Origin of the sequence: Glycomyces sp. NPDC048151, from assembly GCF_043202775.1 — a bacterium.
In the GTDB taxonomy this organism is placed as follows: domain Bacteria; phylum Actinomycetota; class Actinomycetes; order Mycobacteriales; family Micromonosporaceae; genus Glycomyces.
The window spans coordinates 1-23,133 of sequence record NZ_JBIDBB010000012.1; the positions used below are offsets into that span (position 1 = coordinate 1).

Sequence of the window (23,133 nt, forward strand, 5' to 3'; positions counted from 1 at the left end):
GTACCAACCAAGACTCACCGAAACCTTGTCCAGTGACCTCGATCAGCCCGCACGCTGACCATCCAAACACCCTGTTGAGTTCTCAAACAACACGCACTAATCAGGTCTGAAACTCATTGAAAGTTTCTCTCCGATCGGAGCGACTCCGTTAACTTACCAGACCGGTTTTTGGCCCGTTTCGGGCCCCCGATCTATTCGTTTGGAGCTTTACCCTTTTGGTTCTGGGCCAGGGCCTTTCGGCTTTCCTGTCCGTTTCCCCCGCGGGCAAAGACAAATTTACGCGACCTTGAACCGGGGTTTGCAAGGGGGGTACGTGCTCGGCGCCACACCCTTGCAAACCCCATGTTTTTGCAGGTCAGTCCGCAAATGCGACTACCGCTTGCGGCGTTTGCCCCGGGCTTCGTCCTCTTTCGCGACCCTTTCGAGGAGCTCGGCGCGGCGTTCCTTGCGCTCGGCGAGCCGTTCGTCCGCGCCCTTGCGGTCGCTGACTTCGAATCGGGCGTCAGTACCGCGGGGGCCGACAGTGGCGACGATGTTCGGGTCGGTCGGCTGCCACTCGAATTCGTGGTCGGCGATGCGGACGAACGAGCCGGGCACCGCGCCTTCCTTCACGAGTGCGTCTTCGACGCCGAGGTTCGCGAGTCGGTCGGCGAGGTAGCCGACCGCTTCCTCGTTCTCGAAGTTCGTCTGGCTGATCCACCGCTCGGGCTTGGCGCCGGTGACGATGAATTCGACGTCGCCCTCGAATGCGGGCTTCACCTTCTTGACCTTGAAGCCGGAGTCGTCGATCGCGATCGGGCGGATGACCGCGCGGGTCGCCTCGATCGGCGGCTGCGCCTCGCGGAACTCGACCACTTCCTTGGCGAAGGCGAAGTTGAGCTCCTTCAGCCCTTCACGGCTGACGGCGCTGACGGCGTAGACCGGCCACCCGTACTTCTCGAGATCGCCGCGGACGTAGTCGGCGAGTTCGCGGCCGTCCGGGATGTCGATCTTGTTGAGGACGATGATGCGGGGCCGGTCGGTGAGGCCGCCGTACTCGGCGAGCTCGTGCTCCAGGGCGTCGATGTCGGAGACCGGGTCGCGGTCGGACTCGAGGCTGGCGCAGTCGACGACGTGCGCGAGGACCGCGCAGCGCTCGATGTGCCGGAGGAACTGGAGGCCGAGGCCCTTGCCGGCCGCGGCGCCCGGGATGAGGCCGGGGACGTCGGCGATCGTGTAGGTCGTCTCGCCCGCGGACACGACTCCGAGGTTCGGGGCGAGCGTCGTGAACGGGTAGTCGGCGATCTTCGGTCGGGCGGCCGACATCGCGGCGATGAGGGAGGACTTCCCCGCGGAGGGGAAGCCGACGAGGCCGACATCGGCGACGCTCTTGAGTTCGAGGACGACGGAGAGTTCGTCGCCCTTCTCGCCGAGTTCGGCGAAACCGGGGACCTTCCGCTTGGAGCTGACGAGGGCGCGGTTGCCGCGTCCCCCTCGGCCGCCGTGCGCGACGGTCACCTCGGTGCCGATGCCGGTGAGGTCGGCGAGGACCTCGCCCTCGGAGTAGATGACGGTGCCGTTGGGCACGGAGACCCGGATGGACTCGCCGTTGGCGCCGTCCCGGTTCGAGCCGGCGCCCTGCTTGCCGTTGCCGCCCTGGAGGCGGGTCTGGAAGTGGAAGTCGAGCAGGGTGTGCACGTTCGGGTCTACGACGAAGACCACATCACCTCCGTGGCCGCCGTTGCCGCCGTCGGGTCCGCCGAGCGGCTTGAACTTCTCACGGTGGACCGACACACAGCCGTTGCCACCCTTACCGGCAATGACCTGGAGATTCACGCGGTCTACGAAACTTGTCACCGCCCAAGCGTAGCCACCTCGGGGACCCCCGGAGACGGAGCCCGCGGCACATGCTAAAGTTTCTCCTCGTGCGAGAGACACCGGCGCGAAAGCCCGGCAGATACTCAAACATCATGCGCCGCTAGCTCAACTGGCAGAGCAGCTGACTCTTAATCAGCGGGTTCGGGGTTCGAGTCCCTGGCGGCGCACCACACAAGAGGTCCTGGTCACAGGGCCTCTTTTTGGCTTCCCGGGAAGCATGGAAAAGGGCCCGGCCGCCGTTCGGCGGCCGGGCCCTTCGCTGCTCTACGTGTAGTCGGCGAACAGGTCGCCGCACTGGACGACCATGTCCTCCAGTGCCGCGGTGGCGGCGGCCTCGTCGAGGCCCTCGCCGTCCCAGAGCGTCGTGAAGACGGAGACGTCAAGGCTGCCGACGGCGACGTGCAGGGTGATGGTCTTCGAGCCTTCGGTGGTCGAGTAGAGGCTGCCCGCGTCGCCGTACTCGGTGTACTCGCTGAACTCGTAGCCGTCCGCCGCGGTGTAGTACTCGGCGTCGTACTCGACCCAGTCCACGACTTCGTCGACGGTCTCGTAGTCGGAGACCCGCAGGTTGACCCCGCTGACGTCCTCGTTGTAGAAGGAGCAGCTCAGCGTGCCCAGACCGTTGGTGCTGGATTCGGAGCGGGAGGTCTGGTTCGGGTCGACCGGTCCGAAGGCCTCCTCGAAGACGGACATGTCGAACGCGTCGCAGGCCTCCGAGGTGAGCTCGATGGCCGCCTGGTCGCCGCCGTTGTCATCGCCGCCGTCGTCGCCGCCGCCGGTGTCCTCGCTGCTCTCGCCGCCGCCGTCGGTGCCTTCGCTCGAGCCGTCGCCGCCGCCGCTGTTGTCGCTGTCGGATCCCTGGGTGCGCTGCACCACGAGGAGGATCACCGTCATGATGACGATGAGGACCGTCAGTACCGCACCGCCGATGAGCCACAGGTTGTTCTGCTGCTGCGGCTGCGGGGACTGGCCGCCGTACTGCGGCGTCGGGTAGCCCGGCTGCGAGGGGTAGGTCATCTGGTCCGCTCCATGGGGATCGTTCGTGCGTCGTGCTCACTCTAACGCCGCGCGTCCATGCGTGTTCGCCCGGAGTTTGCCAGCCGGGGGAACCTCGAGGCAGCCGCCGATGCCTACACTTGGCCCGTATCCGGCCCTTCCTACCTCGATTGGTCCACTATGGCGAATGTCCTCCACGTGCATCTCGACGAGTTGAACGAGCTGCTGGTCGAGATGGCCCGCCGCGTCGGCGAGGCGATCGAGCAGGCCAGCGCGGCGCTCCTGGAGTCCGACACCGAGGCGGCCGAGGCGGTGGTGGCCGCGGACGACCAGGTGAACGCGCTGCAGTTCCAGGTGGACGACCGGATCGTGGAGCTGATGACGCAGTACGACCCGGTGGCGACGGATCTGCGGTTCGTGCTGGGCGCCGTGCGGATCTCGGTGGACCTGGAGCGGATGGGCGACCTGGCGAAGCACGTGGCGAAGTCGGTGCTGCTGCGCGCGCCGGTGCCGGTGATCCCCGATTCGCTGCGGGCGGACTTCGCGGCGATGGGGGCGGCTGCGGTGCACCTGTCGCAGAAGCTGGTGACGGTGCTGGAGGAGCACGACCAGCTGATCGCGTCGCAGATGGGGCTGGACGACGACGAGCTGGACGCGATCCAGCAGCGGATCCACGCGCAGCTGCCGAGCCTGGGGTATGGGCCGCAGACGGCGGTGGACGCGGCGCTCCTGGCGCGGTTCTTCGAGCGGTTCGGCGACCACGCGGTGCGCATCTCGCATCAGGTCGTGTACCTCGTGACAGGGGATGTTCACCTGGACCGTTCATAACGGTCCGGTCACGACCGGGCCGAGGCCCGGTTAAACCGCCTGTTCAGAGGGGTGCCTCCGGCAGGTCTCACAGCACTGTTGCGAATCGCGCTCAGTCGTTCACCTTGAGTTCAACTCCAAGTCAGCGGGTGAACACCGGGTCTGGCTTTGATGGTTGCGGACAGTGAAGCAGTAGCCCGGCCGAGCGCCGGGAGACGGAGTAGAGACCAGCTGTGAACATGAGACTGAACCGCAGAGCCATCATCGGCGGCATCACCGCCGGCACCCTCGCTTTCGGCCTGGCGGCCTGCGGTGGTGGAAGCGACGACGAGGGCGGGTCCGGCGACCTGGCCTCCGGCGAGATCCTCGGCTCCGGCGCGAGCTTCCCCGACGCGTTCTACGCCGCCGCGATCGAGGCTTACGCCGAAGTGAACCCCGAGCTTGTCGTCACCTACAGCGCCGAGGGCTCCAGCGCCGGCAAAGAGGCGTTCGGCCAGGACCTGAACGACTTCGCGGGCACCGACTCCCTCGTCAAGGAGGGCGACGGCCCCGAGGCCGGCTCGTTCCAGTACATCCCGACCGTTGCGGCCCCGATCACCGTGTCGTACAACCTGCCCGGTGTCGAAGGCGTCCAGATCGACCAGGAGACCCTCGCCGGGATCTTCCAGGGCGACATCAAGACCTGGAACGACCCCGCGCTGGTGGCGACCAACCCGGACCTGACCCTCCCCGACACCGCGATCACCATCGCGCACCGTTCGGACGGCTCGGGCACCACCAAGAACTTCTCGACCTTCCTCGACGACGCTACCGACACCTGGACGCTGGGCGCCTCCGACGAGATCGAGTGGCCCGAGGGCTCCATCGGCGGCGAGAAGAACACCGGCGTCGCCACCGTCATCACCCAGACCGAAGGCGCGATCGGCTACGTCGACCTCTCCGACGCCATCGAGACCAACCTGGTGACCGCTGCGATCGAGAACGCCGAAGGCGCGTTCGTCCAGCCGAGCCTGGAGGCCTCCACGGCCGCCCTCGAGGGCGCCGAGGTCGCCGAGGACCTGTCGTACAACCCGCTGAACGCGGCCGGCGCCGAGTCCTACCCGATCGTGGCCCCGACCTACATCCTCATCCGCACCGAGTACGCGGACGAGAACGTCGCGGCGGGCGTCAAGGAGTTCGTGAACTACCTGCTCACCGACGGCCAGGACATCGCGGCCGACGCCCACTTCGCGGCCCTGCCCGAGGAGCTGCGGGCCAAGGCCGTCGAGAAGCTCAACGAGACGATTGCCTAAGCACACCGGAGACACCGATGACCCCAACGGCCGCGACGCCGATGGGGTTTTCGGCCGTTCCGACGACGAAACCGGAGAGACGAACGTGACCGCTACGGCAACCCCCGAAGCGCCCCCCGAGGTCGACCTCGGAGGCGAAGCCCGCTCCCGCCGCACCGACCGGGGATTCACCGGCCTGGTGACCCTCGCCGGCCTCATGGTCCTGATCGTGCTGGGCCTGATCCTCATCACGACCTCGTTCCAGGCCTGGCCCGCCATCGCCCTCGACCCGATCGAGTTCCTCACGGGCACCCGCTGGTCGCCCAGCGACGAGGTGTTCGGCACGCTCGGGTTCCTGTACGGCACCCTGGTGACCTCGATCATCGCGATGGTCGTGGCGGTGCCGGTGTCGATCGGCATCGCGCTGTTCATCACGGAGGTGGCGCACCGCCGCAGCCGCAAGTACATCGTGACCGTCGTCGACCTGCTCGCCACCGTCCCGTCGGTGGTGTTCGGCCTGGTCGGCAGTATCGTCCTGATCCCGTGGGTCACCCCGATCTACCAGTGGTGGGCGGGGGTCGTGGCCCCGGTGCCGGGGCTGAACGCGATCTTCGACGAGACGAACACGGGCCGCAACTACTTCACCGCGGGCCTGATCCTCGCGGTCATGTGCATCCCGATCATCACCTCGATCTCGCGGGAGGTGTTCGCGACCGTGCCCGACATCGACAAGCAGGGCGCGTACGCGCTCGGCGCGACCCGCTGGGAGATGATCAAGGGCGCGATCCTCCCCCACTCGTTCGGCGGGCTCGTCGGCGCCTCGATGCTCGGCCTGGGCCGGGCCATGGGCGAGACGATCGCCGTGGCGCTGGTCATCGGCGGCGCGATCGGCGTGAACGCGAACCTGTTCGCGCCGGGCAACACGATGGCGGCGGTCATCGCCCAGCAGTGGGGCGAGTCGGGCGGTCTCCACACCGATGCGCTCATCGGGATCGGCGTGCTGCTGTTCGCCATCACCGTCCTGATCAACTTCCTGGCCCGCGTCGTGGTCCGGCGTGCCGAGATCAAAATGAAGGGTGCCCACTCATGACGACGCTGACGAACGGCTCGACGCCTCCTGACCTGTCGGGGCGCAACCTGTCGCTGCGGCGGTCCTTCGCCGACAAGGGGGCGACGCTCGCGATCGCGTTGTGCGTCCTGGTCGCGGCCCTGCCGCTGGCGCTGGTCGCGTACGAGGTCATCGCGCGCGGCGCTTCGTCGTGGAGCCTCGCGTGGTTCATCGACGAGATCCCGCGGAACTACCGCACCGCGGGTCCGGGCATGGGCCCGGCGATCGTCGGGACGCTGCTGATCACCGGGATGGCGGCGCTCATCTCGATCCCGATCGGGGTGCTCGGCGCGGTGTACTTGAACGAGTACGGCAAGAACAAGCCGCTGGCGAAGTTCATCCGGACGATGGCGGACGTCATGACGGGTGTGCCCTCGATCATGATGGGCCTGTTCATCTACGTCGGGTACGTGACCGTGATCGACGACCGCACCGGGTTCGCGGGGGCACTGGCCCTGGCGTGCCTGATGCTGCCGATCGTGATCCGCTCCACTGAGGAGATGCTGCGGCTGGTGCCGGACGAGCTGCGGCAGGCCTCGGCCGGGCTGGGCGCGCGCAAGTGGCGCACGGTCATGGGCGTGGTCCTCCCGGCGGCGTCGTCGGGCATCACCTCGGGTTCGCTCCTGGCGGTCGCGCGCGCGGCCGGCGAGACCGCGCCGATCATCGTCACGGTGGGCCTGACGTACATCTACAAGCCCGACCTGTTCGACGGCGCGAACACGACGCTGGCGGCGCAGATCTTCCGGAACGCGAGCCAGCCGTTCGCGGCTTCGCAGGACCGGGCCTGGGGCGCGGCGCTGACGCTGATCGCGATCGTCTTCCTGTTCACGATCGTGTCGCGCGTCATCGCGGCGCGGTTCGCGATCGACAAGCGCTAGTACTCCACGGTCTCACTCCAAGCGCGAAGGGCCCCACCGGATCGGTGGGGCCCTTCGCGTGTGTCCGGGTCTAGCCGAAGCGGCCGGTGACGTAGTTCTCGGTGCGCTCGTCGGACGGGGTGGTGAAGATCCGCTGCGTGTCGTCGAACTCGACGAGGACGCCGGTGCGGGTGTCGCTCAGCTCGTTCACCTCGGTGGAGAAGAACGCGGTCTTGTCGGAGACGCGGGCGGCCTGCTGCATGTTGTGGGTGACGATGACGATCGTGAACTGCTTGGCGAGGTCGACCATGAGCTCTTCGATGCGGGCGGTGGCGATCGGGTCGAGGGCCGAGCACGGCTCGTCCATGAGGACCACTTCGGGCGACAGCGCGATGGTGCGGGCGATGCACAGGCGCTGCTGCTGGCCGCCGGAGAGGGCGAGGGCGCTCTGCTTGAGCTTGTCCTTGACCTCGTCCCAGAGGGCGGCTTTCTTGAGGGAGTCCTCGACGATGGCCTCGCGCTCGGCGCGGGGGACTCCGTGGATCCTCGGGCCGTAGGCGACGTTGTCGAAGATGGACTTGGGGAACGGGTTGGCCTTCTGGAAGACCATGCCGATGCGGCGGCGGACCTCGACGGGGTCGACGCCGGGGGCGTACACGTCCTGGCCGTGGTAGGCGACGGTGCCCTCGACGCGGGCGCCGGGGATGAGGTCGTTCATGCGGTTGAGGGAGCGCAGCAGGGTGGACTTGCCGCAGCCCGAGGGGCCGATGAGCGCGGTGATCTCGTTCTTGGCGACGGTGAAGTTGACGTCCTTGACGGCGTTGTAGGCGCCGTAGAAGACGTTGACGCCGCGGATGTCGAAGACGGTGGGGGCGCCGTGGCCGACGGGGGCGTGCTGGGGTGCGGGAGCGGTGTTCGCACCGATCCGGCGGGGATCGACGGTGCGGCCGAGCACCGGCTGCGTCGGGTCGCTCATGGTTTCTCCTTCTGCGCGAGGCAGGTGTGGAAGCGAAGCGGGGCTGGGGCGACTGTAGGCGCGGCGGGTGGCGGCGGGCTCGATCCAGGGTGAACCGGGGGTGAATCCGCGGGCCCGGCTCGGTTTCGCCCGTGCCGGTCGATCACGGCCCGTCTCGGCGGAAACTGGACGCGGGGTCGGCGCGGCGGCGATACTGGCCGGATGAGATTTCTGGTGCGCTTGGTCCTGACGGCGCTCGCGCTGTGGCTGGCCACGGCGATCGTGGGCGGCATCCATCTGTACGGCGACTCGGTGCTGGAGCGGTTCTTCTCGCTCGTGCTGGTGGCCTTGGTGTTCACGCTGGTGAACACGTTCGTGAAGCCGCTGATCATGGCGATCGGCTGCGCGCTGTACGTGTTGACGCTGGGCCTGTTCGGGCTGGTGGTGAACGCGTTGATGTTCTGGCTGACGGGCTGGCTCTCGGAGCAGCTGTCGCTGGGGTTCTACGTGGACGGTTTCTGGGCGGCGTTCTGGGGCGCGATCATCGTGTCGCTGACGATGTGGGTGATGGACCTCCTGTCGCCGCGCAAGCCCGTCGAGCAGCAGTAGCGGGGACGAGGAACGGGGGCGGCCTGAGGCCGCCCCCGTCTCGCTTGCCCGGGCCCTAGAAGGGCAGCCCGGTCGACGGTCCTGTGGGGACGTCGCGGACGTTCTTGTCTCGCTTGGACGCCTTGGCCGGACCCGCGGCGTTGAAGGGCATGGGGCCCTGCGGTCCGGGTGCCTTGCCGAGGCGGCGGCGCATGATGTTCAGGTTGTGCAGCCCGGCGAGCGCGTAGGTGCGGATCCGCGCGAACTGCTTGGCCTTCTTGGCGGTCTTGAGGTTCTCGACCGCCTTGTGGTGGAGCTTCCTGGCGCGGTCGAGGGCCGCGGCGGCTTCGGTGTCGCCGACGGAGGCCGGTGCGATGTGGAGCTGGTTCCCGAGGAGCTCGGTCCAGGCTTCGGCATCGGCTTTGGCCCTGGCTTTTCGGCGGCGCTTGGTCTCGATGACGGATCGCAGACCGAGGACGGCTGCGAAGACGAGGACGATCGCAACGATTGCGATGAACGCGATGGTAGAGGTTTCAATGGCGTCTTTCATCGTCACCCCCCGTGACCAGTGCTGATGATGTTCGTACGAATATTATTCCATTCCTGCCCCGCATTTGTGAAAGTCCCCCTGGTTCCGGCGTTTCCATGTGCGCCGCACGCAAATGCCACGGAACGGGCGCTGCACGGGCGGGTGTCCGGGAGGGAAATACCCGGAGAAGGCGGAGGCGAATCACCCCCGGGCCACACATATGCAATAGTGCGCATGTTAGCATTCGATGGCGGCGGGGACTCCACCGCCGAGGGCGCGCCGCGCCCGCACCGACCAGAAGGAGGCCGCGGTCCATGGGCCACGACCACTCGCACGCAGGAGCCGCCTCGCTCGGCGCACAGCACCGGGGCAAGCTCTGGCTCGCGCTCGGCCTCGCCCTCGCGGTCGCAGCCGTCGAGGCGGTCGCCTCCTGGCGCACCCACTCCCTCGCGCTGCTCTCCGACGCCGGGCACGTCCTCGGCGACGCCCTCGGCATCGCGATGGCCCTCGCCGCGATCGTCGCCGTCCGGCGCGCGGGCGGGCGGCCCCGGCGCACCTACGGGATGTACCGGCTCGAAGTGCTGGCGGCCCTGGCGAACACGGTGCTGCTGTTCGGCGTCGCCGGTTTCGTCGTCGTCCAGGCCGTGCGCCGCCTCGGCGAGCAGCCCGAGGTGCAGTCCGGCCCCATGCTCGCCGTCGCCGTCTTCGGCCTCGCCGCGAACGTGGCCTCCCTGCTCCTGCTGCGCTCGGCCGCCGCCGAGTCGATCAACGTGCGCGGCGCGTACACCGAGGTCCTCGGCGACGCGATCGCCTCGATCGGCGTCATCGCCGCCGCCGCGGTCATCGCCCTCACCGGCTGGTACGCGGCCGACAGCCTCATCGCCGTCGGCGTCGGCCTGTTCATCCTGCCCAGGGCGTTCCGCCTCGGCCGCGACGCGCTGCGCATCCTCCTCCAGCACGCCCCCGCCGGAGTCGACCCGAAAGCGGTCGAACGCGCGCTCGCTGCACTCGATGGGGTGAAAGAAGTCCACGACCTCCATCTGTGGACTTTGACTTCGGGCATGGACGTCGCCACGGTCCATCTCGCCCTCGACTCGGACGCCGACCCCGCAAAGGCCCTCGGCGCCGCGCAGCGGACGCTGGCAGAACAATTCGACATCGCGCACGCGACGGTCCAAATCGAGCCCGGGAGCGCGGAGGCGGCCTGCGGCACACCGCATTGGTGAAGCGCGGCAGTCGTTCTGTCCGGAACCTGATATTGACGGATAGTCGACGTTCGCCTTGTTGCGCAATGGTTAAGCTCGACACCGTCCTGGGGACTCGAATGCTCCTTGGAAGGAGGAGATCCATGTTGACCCACACATGGAGGAAGAGCAGCAGGTCAGGCCCCAACGGGGCCTGTGTTGAGGCCAGGCTCGCGGAAACGGGCGTGGAGATCAGGGACACCAAGCTGACGGTGAGCCCGATTCTGCGCGCCAGCCGAGCCGACTGGCACTCTCTGCTGCGGACATCCGGCAGGTAAGAAGGACGGGCGAGGGGGCGGACACGGAAGCCATGCCGTGTCCGCCCCCTTGCGTCTCGCCGCTAGAGCTCGGCCTTGAGGTTCTGCGCCTGCTGCTCGATGAACTCCAGGCTCCGGCCCGGGTCGAGCGCGGCCGAGCGGAGGTACCCGAAGATCTCGTGGAAGGGCTGCACGTCGGCGCCCTCCTCGTAGACGTCGCCGTTGTGGCCCTCGATGTAGACCACGTCGGGGTGGCGGTAGCCGGGGTCGACCTCGCCTTCGAGCGGGCCGAAGCCGAGGATCGTGAAGGAGGACAGCATCCCGGGGTACGCGCCGCCCGCGAAGGGCAGCACCTGGAGGTGCACGTTCGGGAGCGAGCCGAGGTCGATGAGGTTCTGCAGCTGGGCGATCATGACCTTCGGGCCGCCGAGGACGCGGCGGATGGCGGCCTCGTCGATGACGTTCCAGATCTTCAGGTCCCCGCGCAGCCGCTGCTGGCGCTCCATGCGCAGGTCGATGCGCTCCTTCATGAACCGCTGCGACTGCTCCGGGACCATCCCGAAGGTGGCCTCGGCGTACTCGCGGGTCTGCAAGAGCCCGTTGATGATCAGGCCGTCGTACACGTTCAGGCTGGAGGCGTCCTGCTCCAGGCCGATGTACGTCGCGTACGGCGGGGAGATGGTGTCGGAATAACGGGCCCACCAGCCGCGCTTGCGGCCGTCGCGCGCCAGGCGCACCAGCTCGTCGACCAGGTCGGAGTCCTCGACCCCGTAGACCTCGACGAGGGCCTGGACGTCGCGCGGCTTGATCCCGACCCGGCCGAGCTCCATGCGGTAGATCGTGGAGCTGGTGACCTCGAGGGCCGCGGCGGCGTCGTTGGCGTCCTTGCCGGACTTCTCGCGCAGGTCCCGGAGGATCTTCCCGGCGCGGCGGCGGCGGACGGTGGGGCTGCCGGTCGAAGGCATCGCCTTGCCTCCCAACTTCTTCGGCAGATCGCTCTCAGCGTTGTCGTTCGATGTACCCATTTGACACCCTGATCTCTCCGGATTCGGTGAGGACGCACCGATGAGGTGGAGGACTTCTGGGCCGCTCACCCGGTAACGTCAGCTGTTCTCAAGTGCGGCCCGCCGGCGTCGCCGAGACCGATCGTCCGAGTCTCGCCTGCGCGGCCGCGGGGCGGGAGGAATCGCCACCCGATCCGGTTATACCTCTTGCATCCAAATTCTGCATGTGCAATTCTACTGTACGGAGGGGCTATCCGCCTCCCCTCGACTGTACCGATTCGACACCGCGACTCGGCATCGACCAGGTCATACCCGACCGCGTGGCCCAGATACCAAGGGCCACAAGCGATTCCAACCCATCGAAAGACCGGAAAGGCAGCCCGCGTTGCGAAGTCCGTACACACTCGACAACCCCCCGCCGGACGAACCGCCCAGCGAAGTGCTGGTGCCGAGCCTCTGGCGCGTGCAGGCCCGCTGGTGGAAGCGCCACACCCCCGCCCTGGACCAGCGCGGCGCCAAGCACCCCGTGTGCGGGCACTGCGGACAGTCGTGGCCCTGCCACTCGTGGGCGTGCTGGGACGGCCAGCTCGGCCAGGCCGTCGGCGGCCCGACCCCGCCCCGCGCGCTCCCCGAGCCCGGCCCCTCGACCCCCGTGCGCCCGCTCGGCACCGTCGTCGCCGCCGCGAAGTCGTAGCAAGCGGCGCCGCTCGCGGTGGCGGCGCCGAAAATCCTTCGATCGGGCCGAAGTTCGCTCGATCCAGCGCGTAGCCTCACCCGCCTCCGTTCGTTAGACCCTCAGTACTGGCCCGACACAGGGCCGAGTGATGGCTCGCAAGCTTCGCCACGGCCGCGAATGCACAGCTGCGGGCTTCGCCGAGAAGGGGAAAGCCGCCGGATGCTGAGCACTCGCAACCTCAAGCCGGGCGTCGTCCTGGACGGGCGGTACCGGCTCGAACGCCGCATCGGCGGCGGCGGCATGGGCGATGTCTGGGAGGGCGTCGACACCATCCTCTGGCGCACGGTGGCGATCAAGGTCCTCCTCGCCGACCTCGTCGACGACCGGGGCTTCCGCGAGCGCTTCCGCCGCGAGGCTCGCGCCATCGCCGTCATGCAGGGTCCCGGGGTCGTCGAGGTGTACGACTACGGCGAGATCGAGGACGAGGACGCCCAGCTCGCGTACCTGATCATGGAGTACGTGGACGGCAAGCCGCTCTCGCGGCTGCTCGGCCTGTGGGGCAAGCTCAGTCCGGCCGACTCACTGCGCGTGGTCGGCGGCGTGGCCGAAGCGCTGCACGTGGCCCACACGGCCGGGATCGTCCACCGGGACATCAAGCCCGGCAACATCCTCGTGCGCGCCGACGGCTCGGTCGTCCTGGTGGACTTCGGGATCGCGCGCGTCAGCCACAACCTGACCCTCACGACCACCGGCGTCGTGCTCGGCACCGTCACGTACATGTCCCCCGAGCAGGCCGCGGGCGAGAACCTCACGCCCGCTTCAGATCTGTACTCGCTCGGCGTCGTCGCGCACCAGTGCCTGGCCGGGTCGCCGCCGTTCAAGGCCGACACCCCGCTGGGGGTGCTCTCGGCCCACCTGCGCAACGCCCCGCCGCCGCTGCCGACCGAGATCCCGTACGAGGTCGCCGAGATCGTGCGCCGCTCGCTCCAGAAGGAGCCCTCGGCGCGCTGGGCGGACGCGGCGGCGCTGGCCGAGGCCTGCAACGAGACCCGCGCGGCGCTGCTCGCCGGGCGCGCTCCGGCGATGAGCCGGACGCGGGTGCAGCCCGTTCGTCCGGCCGCTGTCGCGCACAGCGGGGCCGGGCTCGGGGCTCCCGTGGCCGGGGCGGTCGGCACGGTCGGTCCGCCTTCTGGCGCGCACCGGCGGCACGAGGGCGACACGGGCCTGCGTCCCGGGCAGCCCGCCGCGTACCAGACCGGGCCGCAGCCGGTCTCGCGCGAGCCGCAGTCGCCGCCGCGCGAACCGCACCCTTCCGCGCCGCCGCACCACACCGACGGCCACACGCTGCCGCCGCTCACCGGTTCGCACACCGGGGCGCACGCGGCCGCGCCGCCGACCGGCCCGACCGGCGCGGCGCCGGTGCCCGCAGGGGAGGCGCCGAGGTCGCGCAAGCGGGGCCTGTGGCTCTCGCTGGCGGCGACGCTCGCGGCGGTGGCGGCGATCAGCGCGATCGCGATCACCTTGCCGTGGAACGAGAAGGACGACAACGGGACGCTGCCCACGGGTGAGACCGGGGTCGACGGCGCGGAAGTGCAGGGCCAGGACGGCGACGGCGGCCTGTGGGACGACGGCGGCGACGACGGGGGTGAGGCCACGTCGGCCGACCCGAGCGAGACCGCCTCGGACGCGGCGGCGTCAGAGGCTCCGGCGGGCACGGCCTCGGCCGGGCCGTCGCTGACGCCGAGCGGATCGCCGAGCGCTTCGGAGAGCGAGTCGCCTCCGCCGCCCGCGAAGACGTCGGTGCCGAACGTGGTCACGCAGTCCGAGTCCGACGCGAAGGCGCGGATCGAGGAGTCGGGCCTCACTCCGGCGGTGGACTACGAGGGCGAGGGGGAGGCCCGCTGCGGCGTGGTGCGCCAGTCCCCCAGCGCCGGAAGCGAAGTCGACGAGGGTTCGACGGTGCAGCTGACGGTGCGGCGCGCGGCCGACGCGGAGGCCTGCAAGCCCGAGACGGGCGAGACGCCGACCCCGGACGGCGACGAGCAGTAGCGGAAACCGCAGGGCGGCACCGGATGCGGTGCCGCCCTAGGGCCTGCCATGCTGCCTTCACGGCCCGGCCGAGTTGCGGCCACTACCATCCCTAACCCCCACCCACCCCGGGGACCGTAGCCGCAATCCTCCCGCCCGGGTCCGACAAGAAACCGGCGAAAACCGGGTCCGCGGGGGCGAATGTCGCCCGGACGAGGGACGGAACATGAAGCGCCCGGCGGCCGAGAGGCCGCCGGGCGCTTTTTCAGTTCACTTGCGGGGCAGGGCCGTCACTGGCCCGCCGCCTGCCGTGCGGCTTCGAGCTCGTCGAGCGCCGCGAGCAGGGCGTCCAGCGCCGCGCCCTCCTGCTCGTTGGAGCCGGAGGCCTGCGCCTCCTCGTAGGCGGCCTGCGCCTCGAGGACCTTGGTGATCGCGGCCTCGACCTCCGGCGGATCCGCCGGGGCCTCGGTCGTGGGCGTCTCGCTCGGCGTCTCGCTCGGCGTCTCGGAAGGCGTCTCGGTCGGGGTCTCCCCGTCGGTCTCGCCCTCGTTCTGCTCGGCCTCGCTCGGCGCGCCCGAGACGTACTTCTCGACCACCATCGCCACGGCCTCCTCGAACGTCGGCGCGAAGCCGACGTAGCCGCCGTAGCTGATCGCGACGTTCTGGAGCCTCGGCAGGTCCTCGCCCTGGCCGCCCGCCTGCCGTCGCAGGTACATCGGCTCGAGGTAGAGGATGCCGTCGCCCACCGGCAGCGCGAGCAGGTTGCCCCACTCCACGGTGGTGCCGGCCTGGGTGGCGTCGCGGAGCGTCGTCACCACTTCCGATGTGGACGTGATGATCTGGTGTATCTGGCGCACCGACTGGTCGTCGCCGCCCACCACGTCGTAGATCTGCAGGCGCGGGTCGCCGTTCTCGTCGTAGTAGCCCGACATGAGGCTCGCCAGCGCGTTCTCGCGGTTTCTGGGCGTGAAGGTGCTGGTGAGCTGGAAGTACGGCTGGGTCTGCTCCGGGTAGGTCGCGTACACGTAGTAGGCGGGCTGGATGACCGGCGTCTGCTGTGACGGGTCCTCGGGGGTGGCCCAGGCCTCGCTGCCCTCGATGAAGGTGCGGGCCTCGTCGACGTGGTAGCGCTGGAGCAGGTTGCGCTGGATCTTGAACAGGTCCTGCGGGTAGCGGAAGTGGGCTTCGAGGGCCTCGGGGGTCTCCTCCTTCGGCGTGATGAGGTCGCCGCCGTAGATCTCGTTCCAGGCCTTGAGGATCGGGTCCTCTTCGTCGAACTCGTAGAGCTTGACGGAGCCGTCGTAGGCGTTCACGACGGCCTTGACCGAGGAGCGGATGTAGTTGATCTCCTCGGAGGGCTGGTTGGCGACGCCCTGGCCGGAGTAGGTGTCGTTCGTCGCGTCGGCGAGGTTGACCCGGTCGGAGTAGGGGAAGTCGTTGGTCGTGGTGTAGCCGTCGACGATCCAGACGATCTCGCCGTCGACGACGGCCGGGTACGGGTCGGCCTCGACGGTGAGGAACGGGGCGACCTTCTGGACGCGTTCGCGCACGTTGCGGTTGTAGAGCAGCTGCGACTCGTCGTTGATCTGGTCGGAGAGCAGGAAGCGGGGCTCCTGGAACTCCCACGCGTAGAGGAGCCGGCTGCCGATGGAGCCGATGTCGATGCCGCCGTCGCCTTCGTAGGTGGTGTAGCGGTCGCCGCCGATCTCCTCGGCGTCGCCTTCGGCGGAGTCCTCGTCGCTGACGGCGACGTCGGTGGGCCGGTCGTACTCGCGGGGCGTGTCGCCCTCGGGGACGCCGACGATCGCGTACTCGTTGTTCAAGAGGCCGTAGTAGATCTGGGGCTTCTCGACGTCGATGATGTCGTTGCCGATCTGGCAGTTGCCGGGGTCGTCGGAGAGGACGCCGGAGGTGAAGCAGGGGGCGCCGGAGTCGCTCTCGGTGGTGGAGGCGGAGACGAAGCCCCAGCCGTGGGTGTACACGGTGTGGGCGACGGTCCAGTCCTGCTGCTCGTCGGTGAGCTGGCCGGGGTTGAGTTCGCGCAGGCCGACGACGAAGTCCTGGGTGATCTCCTGGCCGTTCTCGTCGGTGTAGGTGTAGCGGTCGATGTCGAGCTTCTCGTTGAAGTCGTAGAAGCTGCGCGGCTGCTGCGCCTGGGTGAAGGCGTCGGAGACGACGAACGGGTCGATGAGGCGCACGAACGGGACGGTGGACTGGTCGGCGGCCATGGTCTCGGCGTTGGGCTGGGAGGCGACCGGGTAGGTGGTGGTCTCCAGGTCCTCCATGCCGTAGGCGTAGCGGGTGCCGTCGATGGTGTGCTGGGCGTAGGGGCCTTCGCGCTGGGGGCGGTTGGGCTCGACCTGGAAGTTGCGGACGACGGCGGGGTAGATGCCGCCGGCGGCGATCGCGGTGACCACGACGAGGCCGAGGGCAGCGGCGGGCAGGGCGAGCGACCTTGTGAAGCCCCAGGAGAAGACGAGGATGACGACGGCGGCGATGACGGAGACCCAGATGAGCGCGTTCTTGGCGTTCATGAGGGCGGTCATCTCGGTGTAGCCGCCGCCGACGATGCCGGTGACCGGGTTGTCCTGGGTGGTGAAGTCGAAGCGGTCGAAGTAGTAGGCGACGGCTTTGAGTCCGAGGAAGAGCGCCACGAGCACCGAGAGGTGGATGCGGGCGACGTTGGTCATGCGGTCGCCCTGGCCGGAGAAGCGCAGTGCGCCGTAGAGGTAGTAGGCGCTGAGGGAGGCGAGGATGCCGACGACGACGGCGGCGAAGCCGAAGCCGATGAGGAACTGCCAGAAGGGGAGTCGGAAGACGTAGAACCCGGCGTCCATGTGGAGGACGGGGTCGGCGTGGTCGAAGGTGCCGCTCTGGCGGAACAGCAGCCAGGTCTCCCAGCGGGACTGGGCGGACATGCCGGCGAAGATGCCGACGATGACCGCGACGCCGCCGATCCACCAGCCCGCCTTGGGGGAGATGAGTTCGCGGTAGCGCTCGAGGCCCTCCTGCTCGCTGGTCGCGGGCCAGGTGTCGGGGCGGAAGCGGTAGGCGAGGTAGAGGTTGAGCCCGGTCCAGGCGGCCATGGCCAGGGTGAAGACCCCGAACAGGCCGAGGCGGGTCCACATCATGGTCGAGAAGACGGCGGTGAAGCCGACCGAGTCGTACCAGAGGTAGTCGGTGCGCAGGCCGACGAGCCATCCGAGCACCGAGAGGAGGACGATGGCGCCCACCAGGAGTATCAGGACGTAGCGTCCTCGTCGGCTCATCCGTGGTGGGGTGGGCGTCCGGTTCGCCACAGCAGCAACTCCTTCGGGTCTTGCGGCTCAGGCTCGGCCAGGTTGCGAGCCGTGGGTCGGCCCGCTCTGCGGTGCTTGTGCGAGCCGTAGATTTTCAAGGTCTAGCAGGTCGTGACTTCCCCGCCTGCCGCTAGGGACTCGAGCGCCGAGACCGCGTCTGCGAGCGTCTCGACTCTGACAATAGTCATGCCGTCGTGCGGAACGGTGACGGCGTCCGAACAGTTCGAAGCCGGGGAGAGGAAGACTTCGGCGCCGAGTTCGACGGAGGCGGTGACCTTCTGCTGGATGCCGCCGATGCCGCCGACGTTGCCTTCGGGGTCGATCTCGCCGGTCCCGGCCACGACCTTCCCGTCGGTGAGGTCGCCCTCGGTGACCCGGTCGACGATGCCGAGCGCGAAGATCAGGCCGGCGGAGGGGCCGCCGATGTCGAGGGCCTCGGTGTCGATCTTGATGCCGTAGGGGTCGTCGTGGGTGGAGGAGAGGTCGGCTTCGCCGAGCTGCACGCCCGGGACTTCGACGGGCGCGCCGTCGCGGGTGACGGTCACGGTGGTTTCGCTCTCGGCGTAATCGGCGAGGTCTTGGAGCGAGGTGACGGCGATGCCGTCCACCGCGGTGACGACGTCGCCCTCGAGGAGGCCGCCGGAGTCGGCGACGACCTCGATGACGGCGGGTTCGCCGAGGTAGCCGAGGGCGGCCTGCTCGGCGTTCGACTGGGACTCGGCCCAGTCGGCCTGCTGCTCCTCGGCGATCTCCTCCTCGGACTCGCCGGGCGGGTAGACCAGGTCGCGGGGCACGATGGCGTACTCATTGGACAGCCAGTAGCGCAGGGCCTGGACGAGGGTCACCGACTGCTTGACGCGCACGGTGGTCAGGCGCAGCTCCCCTTCCGAGGGGTACTCGGTGTCGGCGGTGATGATCTGGTGCTCGACACCGTCGACCTCCTCGGCGCCGAGGACGTCCTCGGTCGGGCCGGGGCTGAAGACCACGTAGGCGACGTCCATCGAGAGCGCCTGCCAGGTCAGCAGCGCCACCAGGACCGCACCCAACAGGACGGTGATTCCTCGCCTTCGCATGCGCGGAAGCCTACATGCCCTAGCCCACAGGCTGGTTCGGCCCGCAGCGAACAGGGCGTCTCAGTTCGGCGGGCCGTGGCCCGGGACCCCTACTCTGACGTACGGTTGGCCCATGGGCTCCGACATTCCATTCGGCTTCGGCAATCTGGGCGGCGACCTGCCCGACCCGAACGATCCGCGGGTGCAGCAGATGATGCAGCAGCTGCAGCAGATGATGGCGCAGTCGCTGTCGTCCGGTCCGGTCAACTGGCAGCTGGCCAAGCAGCTCGCCGAGTCCGAGCTGAAGGCCGAGAACACCGTCGGCCCCGCCGAGCAGGCGCAGGTCTCCGAGGCCGTGCGCCTCGCCGACCTGTGGCTCGACTCCGCCGTGAACTGGCCTTCGGGCGTCACGGCCACTGACGCGTGGACCCGCAAGCAGTGGATCGCGCAGACCGAGAACTCCTGGAAGCAGCTGGCCGAGCCGCTCGCCGCCCAGATGGGCGAGGCGATGCAGACGCTCGTGCCCGAGGAGATGGCCGGGATGCTCGGCCCGATGGCCGACGTCATGAAGGGCGTCGGCTCGGCGCTGTTCGGGGCGCAGATGGGCCAGGCGCTCGCGAAGCTCGCCGGTGAAGTGCTGTCCTCGTCCGAAGTCGGTCTGCCCCTTGGCAAGACGGGCGTGGCCGCGCTGCTGCCGGGGAACATCGCCGAGTACGCGGAGGGCCTGGAGCTGCCGGTCGAGGAGGTGCGGCTGTACGTCGCGCTGCGCGAGGCGGCGACGCACCGGCTGTTCACGCACGCCACGTGGCTGCGCGCGCACCTGCTGGGCGCGCTGGAGGCGTACGCGCGGGAGATCAGCATCGACGAGTCCGCGATCGAGGAGGCCATGTCGGGCATGGACCCGATGGACCCCGAGGCCGCGGCGACCCTGGACCTGAGCGAGGTCTTCAAGACCGAGGACACCGAGCAGCAGAAGGCGGCGCTGTCGCGCCTGGGCACGACGCTGGCGCTCATCGCGGGATGGGTGAACACGGTGGTGGCCGAGGCCGTGGGCGACCGGCTGCCGACGATCGACCGGCTCATGGAGGCCGCGCGGCGCCGCCGTGCGACCGGCGGCCCGGCCGAGCAGACGTTCGAGGCGCTCGTCGGGCTCGAGCTCGACCCGGCGAAGGTGCGGGCGGCGACGCGGCTGTGGCAGTCGCTCACCGAGGCGCGGGGCGTCGAGGGCCGCGAGGCGGTCTGGGCGCACCCGGACCTCATGCCGAGCGCGGGCGACCTGGAGCACCCCGAGGGGTTCGCGTCCGTCTCCGAGGCGCTCGAGGACCTCGACATGTCGATGTTCGACCAGCTCGCGGTCAACGACCCGAAGGACGAGGACGACGAGGAGCCCGGGGAGAAGTAGCCCCAGGGCAGGGTGCAGTGCCGCTCCGGCCCTCGGCCGTGCGCGGGCGTGCCTACTGCCGCTCGCTGGCCTCGGCGTCGGCGATGCCCTCGAGGTAGCCGCGGGCCCGTTCGGCCTTGGAGTAGCGGCCGACCATGTCCCAGAACGGGCGCGAGTGGTCGGGGTGGACCAGGTGCGCGAGTTCGTGGAGCAGGACGTAGTCGATCACCCATGAGGGCATCATCATGATCCGGCGGGAGATCCGGATCGTGCCGTCGGCGGGGGTGCACGAGCCCCATCGGCGCTGCTGGTTGTCGACCCAGCGGACGCTTCTGGGGGTGGCGCATTCGGGGTGTTCGGGATAATAACGGGTGGCGAGCCTGACGGCTCGGTCCCGCAGGGCCGCGTCGGACGCTCGGCCGTCTCTGGCCTCGCGCTTCTGCAGTCTCGCGAGCATGTGGTCGATCCACTCCTGCTCCTCGGTCTCCGAGAAGGCGTCAGGGATCATGACGACCACGCGACCTCGTTCTTCATAGGCCGCTACGGTTGCCCGGCGTCGGGGAGAGCGCCGCACTTCAACGGGGGGATGCACTTTGCGCGCCATGAACGCACACTAAACCCGGGGGGTGACAATCGCATAACGCGGATGTCGCGATTGCGGTGAGAGCAGTGAAATGCCAAGAAAATCCCCTCGCCGATTTCCCGTAGAGTGGGATCAAGCGAGGGGCTGGGGCCGTCCGGCCCCGAGGTCACGATTCCTTGCCGAGAATCCGGTTCATCTTCGTGCCGCAGACCGGGCACGTCCCCTTCGCCATCCGGCGGCCCGAGTCCGAAACGACCACGGTGCCCTCGAAGTCGCGCTTCTCGCGGCACTTGACGCAGTAGCCGGTGTAGGTCTTCGTCGCTTGAGCCACTGGTTTCCCCCTGTTGTGCGCGGGCCCCTCGTGCGGACCCTGTTGCGGCGGTCACTCTGTGCGACCGTCCGGCCCCAGAATGCCACAGATTTCACGCGTGTAAGCCCCGCCGCGCCGCTTCACTCGAGTGGGTGAGCCAGGCGTGGCATCAGGTGGCACCAGGCGTAAGGGATTTCCAGTACCCGACAGGTCCTCGCGGGGACGCCGGACGGGACGGGAGACGGGCGGACACGGCGTGCCCGTGCCGTCGCCAACTGCCGCTTCGCCGTGAGAGCATTGGGAACGTGAGCGACAGGCATGGACCCGCCCATTCAGGTGACGACCTCCCGCGCCGGGCGATCGTCCGGGGCATGAAACTCGCGTCCCTGCCCCTGGGGCTGGCGGGCCGGGCCACGGTTGGCCTGGGCAAGCGGGTCACCGGGCTGGCCGACGAGATTCTGAGCGAGCAGGCGCAGCGGCGCACCGCCGAGCACGTCTTCAGCGTGCTCGGGCAGCTCAAGGGCGGGGCGATGAAGCTCGGCCAGGCCCTGTCGATCTTCGAGGCCGCGCTTCCCGAGCACCTGGCCGCGCCCTACCGGCAGGCGCTGACGAAGCTCCAGAACGCCGCTCCCCCGCTGCCGGTGGCGAGTGTCCACGGGGTGCTCGAGCGGCAGATGGGCGCCGACTGGCGCGAACGGTTCCTCGAGTTCGACGACGCCCCGTCGGCGGCCGCGAGCATCGGGCAGGTCCACCAGGCGGTGTGGAGCGACGGGCGGCGGGTCGCCGTCAAGATCCAGTACCCGGGCGCGGGCGACGCGCTCCGCTCGGACCTGCGGCACCTCTCGCGCATGGCCCCGATGTTCAAGGTCCTGCAGCCGAACTTCGACGTCAAGAAGATCACCGTGGAACTGCGCGAGCGCCTGCTCGAAGAGCTCGACTACGAGCTGGAGGCCGCGACGCAGCGGCAGTTCGCCGAGGCGTTCGCGGGAGACCCGCTCATCGTGGTGCCCGAGGTGGTGCACGCCAGCAGCGAAGTGCTGGTCACCGAGTGGATCGCGGGGCGGCCGCTCGCCGAGGTCATCACCGAGGGCACGCAGGAGGAGCGGGACGCGGCCGGGTTGCGCCTGGCGACCCTGCACTTCTCGGCGCCCAGGCGCGCCGGGCTCCTGCACGCCGACCCGCACCCGGGGAACTTCGCGATCGGCGAGGACGGGCGGCTCGTGGTCTACGACTTCGGCGCGGCCGCGCGCATGCCCGGCGGGATGCCGGTGCAGGTGGGCCGCCTGACGCGGCTGACGCTCGACGGGAAGGCCGACGACGTGGTCGCGGGCCTGCGCGGCGAGGGCTTCGTGCCGCCGGGGCTCCAGATCGACGCGAAGTCGATGCTCGACCTGCTCCAGCCGATGCTCGAGCCGATCGCGGGCGAGGAGTTCCAGTTCACGCGCGAGTGGCTGCGCAAGGAGAGCACCCGCCTGACCGGGCAGGGCTCCGAGGCCGCGAGGCTGAACAAGCAGTTGAGCTTCCCGCCGGCGTACCTCTTGATCCACCGCGTCACGATGGGCTCGATCGGCGTCCTGTGCCAGCTCGGCGCGACGGCGAAATGGCGCTCGATCCTCGAGGAGTGGCTCCCGGGCTTCGCCGACCCCGAGGGCACCGACCCGAATCGGGCATAACAGAAGGGGCCCATCCCCTCTCAGGGATGGACCCCTTCAGCCAACGCGGTTAGTGCGGTGTCAAAGTCGGCCCCGGCGGCGGTGACGCCCCGTGTATCCGGCTTCCTTCCACAGGCTCCGCATGCGCAGCCGTCCGACGCTGCCGGCCAGGGTCAGCTCAATCGGGCGGATCGTCTCGGCCTCCGCGGCGAACACGGGTCCGAGATCTTCGATGCCGACATCGTTCTTGAGATGGCGGCTCAGATATTCGACCGTCATGACACCGTCACCCCCGCGAGCGCGAGTTCCCGGGTCCGCTCGGCGAGCTCCTCCTGGGCAGCCCGCTCGATGAGGGCGGCGTCCTTGCGGGGCCGGCCGCGGGGCCGCTTGCGGGCCACGACGTTCCCCTTCTCGAAGATCTCGCCGCCCCAGACGCCCCAGGGCTCGTGGCGCTCGAGCGCCCCGGCCAGGCAGGCCAGGCGCACCGGGCAGTCGGCGCACAGGGACTTGGCGAACTCCAGTTCGGTGGGCTGCTCCGAGAACCACAGGTCCGCGTCGTATTCGCGGCAGGCCAGGTCGCCGCCGGTCTCGCGGGCCTGGTCTCGCAGCTCGGGCCCGATGAGGGTGTCGGTCATGAACTCGGTCTCCTCTCGCATGTCGTTGGTCTTGTCAGCGTTCG

22 protein-coding genes and 1 tRNA gene are annotated in these 23,133 nt (G+C 69.1%); 12 read left to right on the forward strand and 11 right to left on the reverse strand.

From position 1 onward, the window contains the following. Positions 1–372 precede the first annotated feature (372 nt). Positions 373–1,836, reverse strand: a complete 1,464-nt coding sequence (gene obgE / locus ACGGCP_RS25000; protein ID WP_392970783.1) for a GTPase ObgE — start codon at positions 1,834–1,836, stop codon at positions 373–375. Positions 1,837–1,951: 115 nt separating this feature from the next. On the opposite strand from obgE, the gene ACGGCP_RS25005 reads away from it, so the two are divergent. After that, positions 1,952–2,027: transfer RNA gene (locus ACGGCP_RS25005), tRNA-Lys, on the forward strand. Between the two features lie 94 nt (positions 2,028–2,121). On the opposite strand, the gene ACGGCP_RS25010 is transcribed toward ACGGCP_RS25005, so the two are convergent. Further along, positions 2,122–2,874 carry a hypothetical protein gene (locus ACGGCP_RS25010; protein ID WP_392970785.1) on the reverse strand — a complete coding sequence of 251 codons (753 nt, stop codon included), beginning with the start codon at positions 2,872–2,874 and terminating at the stop codon, positions 2,122–2,124. 177 nt (positions 2,875–3,051) lie between these two features. On the opposite strand from ACGGCP_RS25010, the gene phoU reads away from it, so the two are divergent. From phoU to pstA, 4 genes are all read left to right on the forward strand, one after another. Continuing rightward, positions 3,052–3,681, forward strand: coding sequence for a phosphate signaling complex protein PhoU (gene phoU, locus ACGGCP_RS25015; protein WP_392970787.1), 630 nt, complete (start codon positions 3,052–3,054; stop codon positions 3,679–3,681). Between the two features lie 218 nt (positions 3,682–3,899). Continuing rightward, positions 3,900–4,952: a phosphate ABC transporter substrate-binding protein PstS gene (pstS, locus tag ACGGCP_RS25020; RefSeq protein WP_392971087.1), complete on the forward strand. Its 1,053-nt coding sequence runs from the start codon at positions 3,900–3,902 to the stop codon at positions 4,950–4,952. An 85-nt stretch (positions 4,953–5,037) separates the two neighbouring features. Further along, positions 5,038–6,021, forward strand: a complete 984-nt coding sequence (gene pstC / locus ACGGCP_RS25025) for a phosphate ABC transporter permease subunit PstC (RefSeq protein ID WP_392970789.1) — start codon at positions 5,038–5,040, stop codon at positions 6,019–6,021. Beyond that, the gene (pstA, locus tag ACGGCP_RS25030; RefSeq protein ID WP_392970791.1) at positions 6,018–6,917 is read left to right on the forward strand and encodes a phosphate ABC transporter permease PstA; all 900 of its coding nucleotides are present in this window, start codon (positions 6,018–6,020) and stop codon (positions 6,915–6,917) included. The genes pstC and pstA overlap by 4 nt, the downstream gene beginning before the upstream one ends. Before the next feature lie 70 nt (positions 6,918–6,987). On the opposite strand, the gene pstB is transcribed toward pstA, so the two are convergent. Further along, positions 6,988–7,872 carry a phosphate ABC transporter ATP-binding protein PstB gene (gene pstB, locus ACGGCP_RS25035; protein ID WP_392970794.1) on the reverse strand — a complete coding sequence of 295 codons (885 nt, stop codon included), beginning with the start codon at positions 7,870–7,872 and terminating at the stop codon, positions 6,988–6,990. Positions 7,873–8,073: 201 nt separating this feature from the next. On the opposite strand from pstB, the gene ACGGCP_RS25040 reads away from it, so the two are divergent. After that, positions 8,074–8,460, forward strand: coding sequence for a phage holin family protein (locus ACGGCP_RS25040; protein ID WP_392970797.1), 387 nt, complete (start codon positions 8,074–8,076; stop codon positions 8,458–8,460). A 55-nt stretch (positions 8,461–8,515) separates the two neighbouring features. On the opposite strand, the gene ACGGCP_RS25045 is transcribed toward ACGGCP_RS25040, so the two are convergent. Next, a complete protein-coding gene (locus ACGGCP_RS25045; protein WP_392970800.1) occupies positions 8,516–8,989 on the reverse strand; it encodes a hypothetical protein in 474 nt (157 codons plus the stop codon). A 293-nt stretch (positions 8,990–9,282) separates the two neighbouring features. Between ACGGCP_RS25045 and ACGGCP_RS25050 the strand changes: the two genes are divergently transcribed. Both ACGGCP_RS25050 and ACGGCP_RS25055 read left to right on the forward strand, forming a co-directional pair. Then, entirely contained in the window at positions 9,283–10,194 is a 912-nt protein-coding gene (locus tag ACGGCP_RS25050) for a cation diffusion facilitator family transporter (protein WP_392970802.1), read from the forward strand. A gap of 122 nt (positions 10,195–10,316) precedes the next feature. Next, positions 10,317–10,490 carry a DUF397 domain-containing protein gene (locus tag ACGGCP_RS25055; protein ID WP_392971090.1) on the forward strand — a complete coding sequence of 58 codons (174 nt, stop codon included), beginning with the start codon at positions 10,317–10,319 and terminating at the stop codon, positions 10,488–10,490. A gap of 62 nt (positions 10,491–10,552) precedes the next feature. On the opposite strand, the gene ACGGCP_RS25060 is transcribed toward ACGGCP_RS25055, so the two are convergent. Beyond that, complete coding sequence (locus ACGGCP_RS25060; RefSeq protein ID WP_392970805.1) at positions 10,553–11,494, reverse strand: helix-turn-helix domain-containing protein; 942 nt, start codon at positions 11,492–11,494, stop codon at positions 10,553–10,555. Positions 11,495–11,858: 364 nt separating this feature from the next. Between ACGGCP_RS25060 and ACGGCP_RS25065 the strand changes: the two genes are divergently transcribed. Next, a complete protein-coding gene (locus ACGGCP_RS25065; RefSeq protein WP_392970808.1) occupies positions 11,859–12,167 on the forward strand; it encodes a hypothetical protein in 309 nt (102 codons plus the stop codon). Positions 12,168–12,368: 201 nt separating this feature from the next. Continuing rightward, complete coding sequence (locus ACGGCP_RS25070) at positions 12,369–14,198, forward strand: protein kinase (protein WP_392970811.1); 1,830 nt, start codon at positions 12,369–12,371, stop codon at positions 14,196–14,198. Positions 14,199–14,467: 269 nt separating this feature from the next. Here ACGGCP_RS25070 and ACGGCP_RS25075 read toward each other — a convergent pair whose 3' ends face one another. Together ACGGCP_RS25075 and ACGGCP_RS25080 are read right to left on the reverse strand one after the other, a co-directional pair. Next, complete coding sequence (locus tag ACGGCP_RS25075) at positions 14,468–17,446, reverse strand: UPF0182 family protein (RefSeq protein ID WP_392970814.1); 2,979 nt, start codon at positions 17,444–17,446, stop codon at positions 14,468–14,470. Between the two features lie 131 nt (positions 17,447–17,577). Next, entirely contained in the window at positions 17,578–18,549 is a 972-nt protein-coding gene (locus ACGGCP_RS25080) for a PDZ domain-containing protein (protein WP_392970817.1), read from the reverse strand. A 112-nt stretch (positions 18,550–18,661) separates the two neighbouring features. On the opposite strand from ACGGCP_RS25080, the gene ACGGCP_RS25085 reads away from it, so the two are divergent. Then, a complete protein-coding gene (locus ACGGCP_RS25085; RefSeq protein WP_392970820.1) occupies positions 18,662–19,930 on the forward strand; it encodes a zinc-dependent metalloprotease in 1,269 nt (422 codons plus the stop codon). A gap of 52 nt (positions 19,931–19,982) precedes the next feature. On the opposite strand, the gene ACGGCP_RS25090 is transcribed toward ACGGCP_RS25085, so the two are convergent. Together ACGGCP_RS25090 and ACGGCP_RS25095 are read right to left on the reverse strand one after the other, a co-directional pair. Next, on the reverse strand, positions 19,983–20,513 hold the full coding sequence (locus tag ACGGCP_RS25090; protein WP_392970823.1) for a YgjP-like metallopeptidase domain-containing protein: 531 nt from the start codon (positions 20,511–20,513) through the stop codon (positions 19,983–19,985). Positions 20,514–20,658: 145 nt separating this feature from the next. Beyond that, positions 20,659–20,823 (reverse strand): DUF5679 domain-containing protein, encoded by a 165-nt coding sequence (locus ACGGCP_RS25095; protein WP_205327395.1) that lies wholly within the window; start codon positions 20,821–20,823, stop codon positions 20,659–20,661. Between the two features lie 350 nt (positions 20,824–21,173). On the opposite strand from ACGGCP_RS25095, the gene ACGGCP_RS25100 reads away from it, so the two are divergent. Next, positions 21,174–22,475 carry an ABC1 kinase family protein gene (locus tag ACGGCP_RS25100; RefSeq protein ID WP_392971093.1) on the forward strand — a complete coding sequence of 434 codons (1,302 nt, stop codon included), beginning with the start codon at positions 21,174–21,176 and terminating at the stop codon, positions 22,473–22,475. A gap of 60 nt (positions 22,476–22,535) precedes the next feature. On the opposite strand, the gene ACGGCP_RS25105 is transcribed toward ACGGCP_RS25100, so the two are convergent. Together ACGGCP_RS25105 and ACGGCP_RS25110 are read right to left on the reverse strand one after the other, a co-directional pair. After that, positions 22,536–22,733, reverse strand: coding sequence for a hypothetical protein (locus ACGGCP_RS25105; protein WP_392970827.1), 198 nt, complete (start codon positions 22,731–22,733; stop codon positions 22,536–22,538). Then, complete coding sequence (locus tag ACGGCP_RS25110; protein ID WP_208499152.1) at positions 22,730–23,089, reverse strand: WhiB family transcriptional regulator; 360 nt, start codon at positions 23,087–23,089, stop codon at positions 22,730–22,732. The genes ACGGCP_RS25105 and ACGGCP_RS25110 overlap by 4 nt, the downstream gene beginning before the upstream one ends. Positions 23,090–23,133 lie beyond the last annotated feature (44 nt).

Coding starts and splice junctions, on each gene's coding strand:
- ACGGCP_RS25070 (WP_392970811.1), top strand. CDS start 12,369: ATGCTGAGCACTCGCAACCTCAAGCCGGGCGTCGTCCTGGACGGGCGG.
- ACGGCP_RS25055 (WP_392971090.1), top strand. CDS start 10,317: ATGTTGACCCACACATGGAGGAAGAGCAGCAGGTCAGGCCCCAACGGG.
- ACGGCP_RS25090 (WP_392970823.1), bottom strand. CDS start 20,513: ATGGCGCGCAAAGTGCATCCCCCCGTTGAAGTGCGGCGCTCTCCCCGA.
- ACGGCP_RS25100 (WP_392971093.1), top strand. CDS start 21,174: ATGAAACTCGCGTCCCTGCCCCTGGGGCTGGCGGGCCGGGCCACGGTT.
- ACGGCP_RS25075 (WP_392970814.1), bottom strand. CDS start 17,446: ATGAGCCGACGAGGACGCTACGTCCTGATACTCCTGGTGGGCGCCATC.
- pstS (WP_392971087.1), top strand. CDS start 3,900: ATGAGACTGAACCGCAGAGCCATCATCGGCGGCATCACCGCCGGCACC.
- ACGGCP_RS25040 (WP_392970797.1), top strand. CDS start 8,074: ATGAGATTTCTGGTGCGCTTGGTCCTGACGGCGCTCGCGCTGTGGCTG.
- ACGGCP_RS25060 (WP_392970805.1), bottom strand. CDS start 11,494: ATGGGTACATCGAACGACAACGCTGAGAGCGATCTGCCGAAGAAGTTG.
- pstB (WP_392970794.1), bottom strand. CDS start 7,872: ATGAGCGACCCGACGCAGCCGGTGCTCGGCCGCACCGTCGATCCCCGC.
- ACGGCP_RS25080 (WP_392970817.1), bottom strand. CDS start 18,549: ATGCGAAGGCGAGGAATCACCGTCCTGTTGGGTGCGGTCCTGGTGGCG.
- ACGGCP_RS25110 (WP_208499152.1), bottom strand. CDS start 23,089: ATGACCGACACCCTCATCGGGCCCGAGCTGCGAGACCAGGCCCGCGAG.
- ACGGCP_RS25105 (WP_392970827.1), bottom strand. CDS start 22,733: ATGACGGTCGAATATCTGAGCCGCCATCTCAAGAACGATGTCGGCATC.
- ACGGCP_RS25010 (WP_392970785.1), bottom strand. CDS start 2,874: ATGACCTACCCCTCGCAGCCGGGCTACCCGACGCCGCAGTACGGCGGC.
- ACGGCP_RS25045 (WP_392970800.1), bottom strand. CDS start 8,989: ATGAAAGACGCCATTGAAACCTCTACCATCGCGTTCATCGCAATCGTT.
- pstA (WP_392970791.1), top strand. CDS start 6,018: ATGACGACGCTGACGAACGGCTCGACGCCTCCTGACCTGTCGGGGCGC.
- ACGGCP_RS25050 (WP_392970802.1), top strand. CDS start 9,283: ATGGGCCACGACCACTCGCACGCAGGAGCCGCCTCGCTCGGCGCACAG.
- ACGGCP_RS25085 (WP_392970820.1), top strand. CDS start 18,662: ATGGGCTCCGACATTCCATTCGGCTTCGGCAATCTGGGCGGCGACCTG.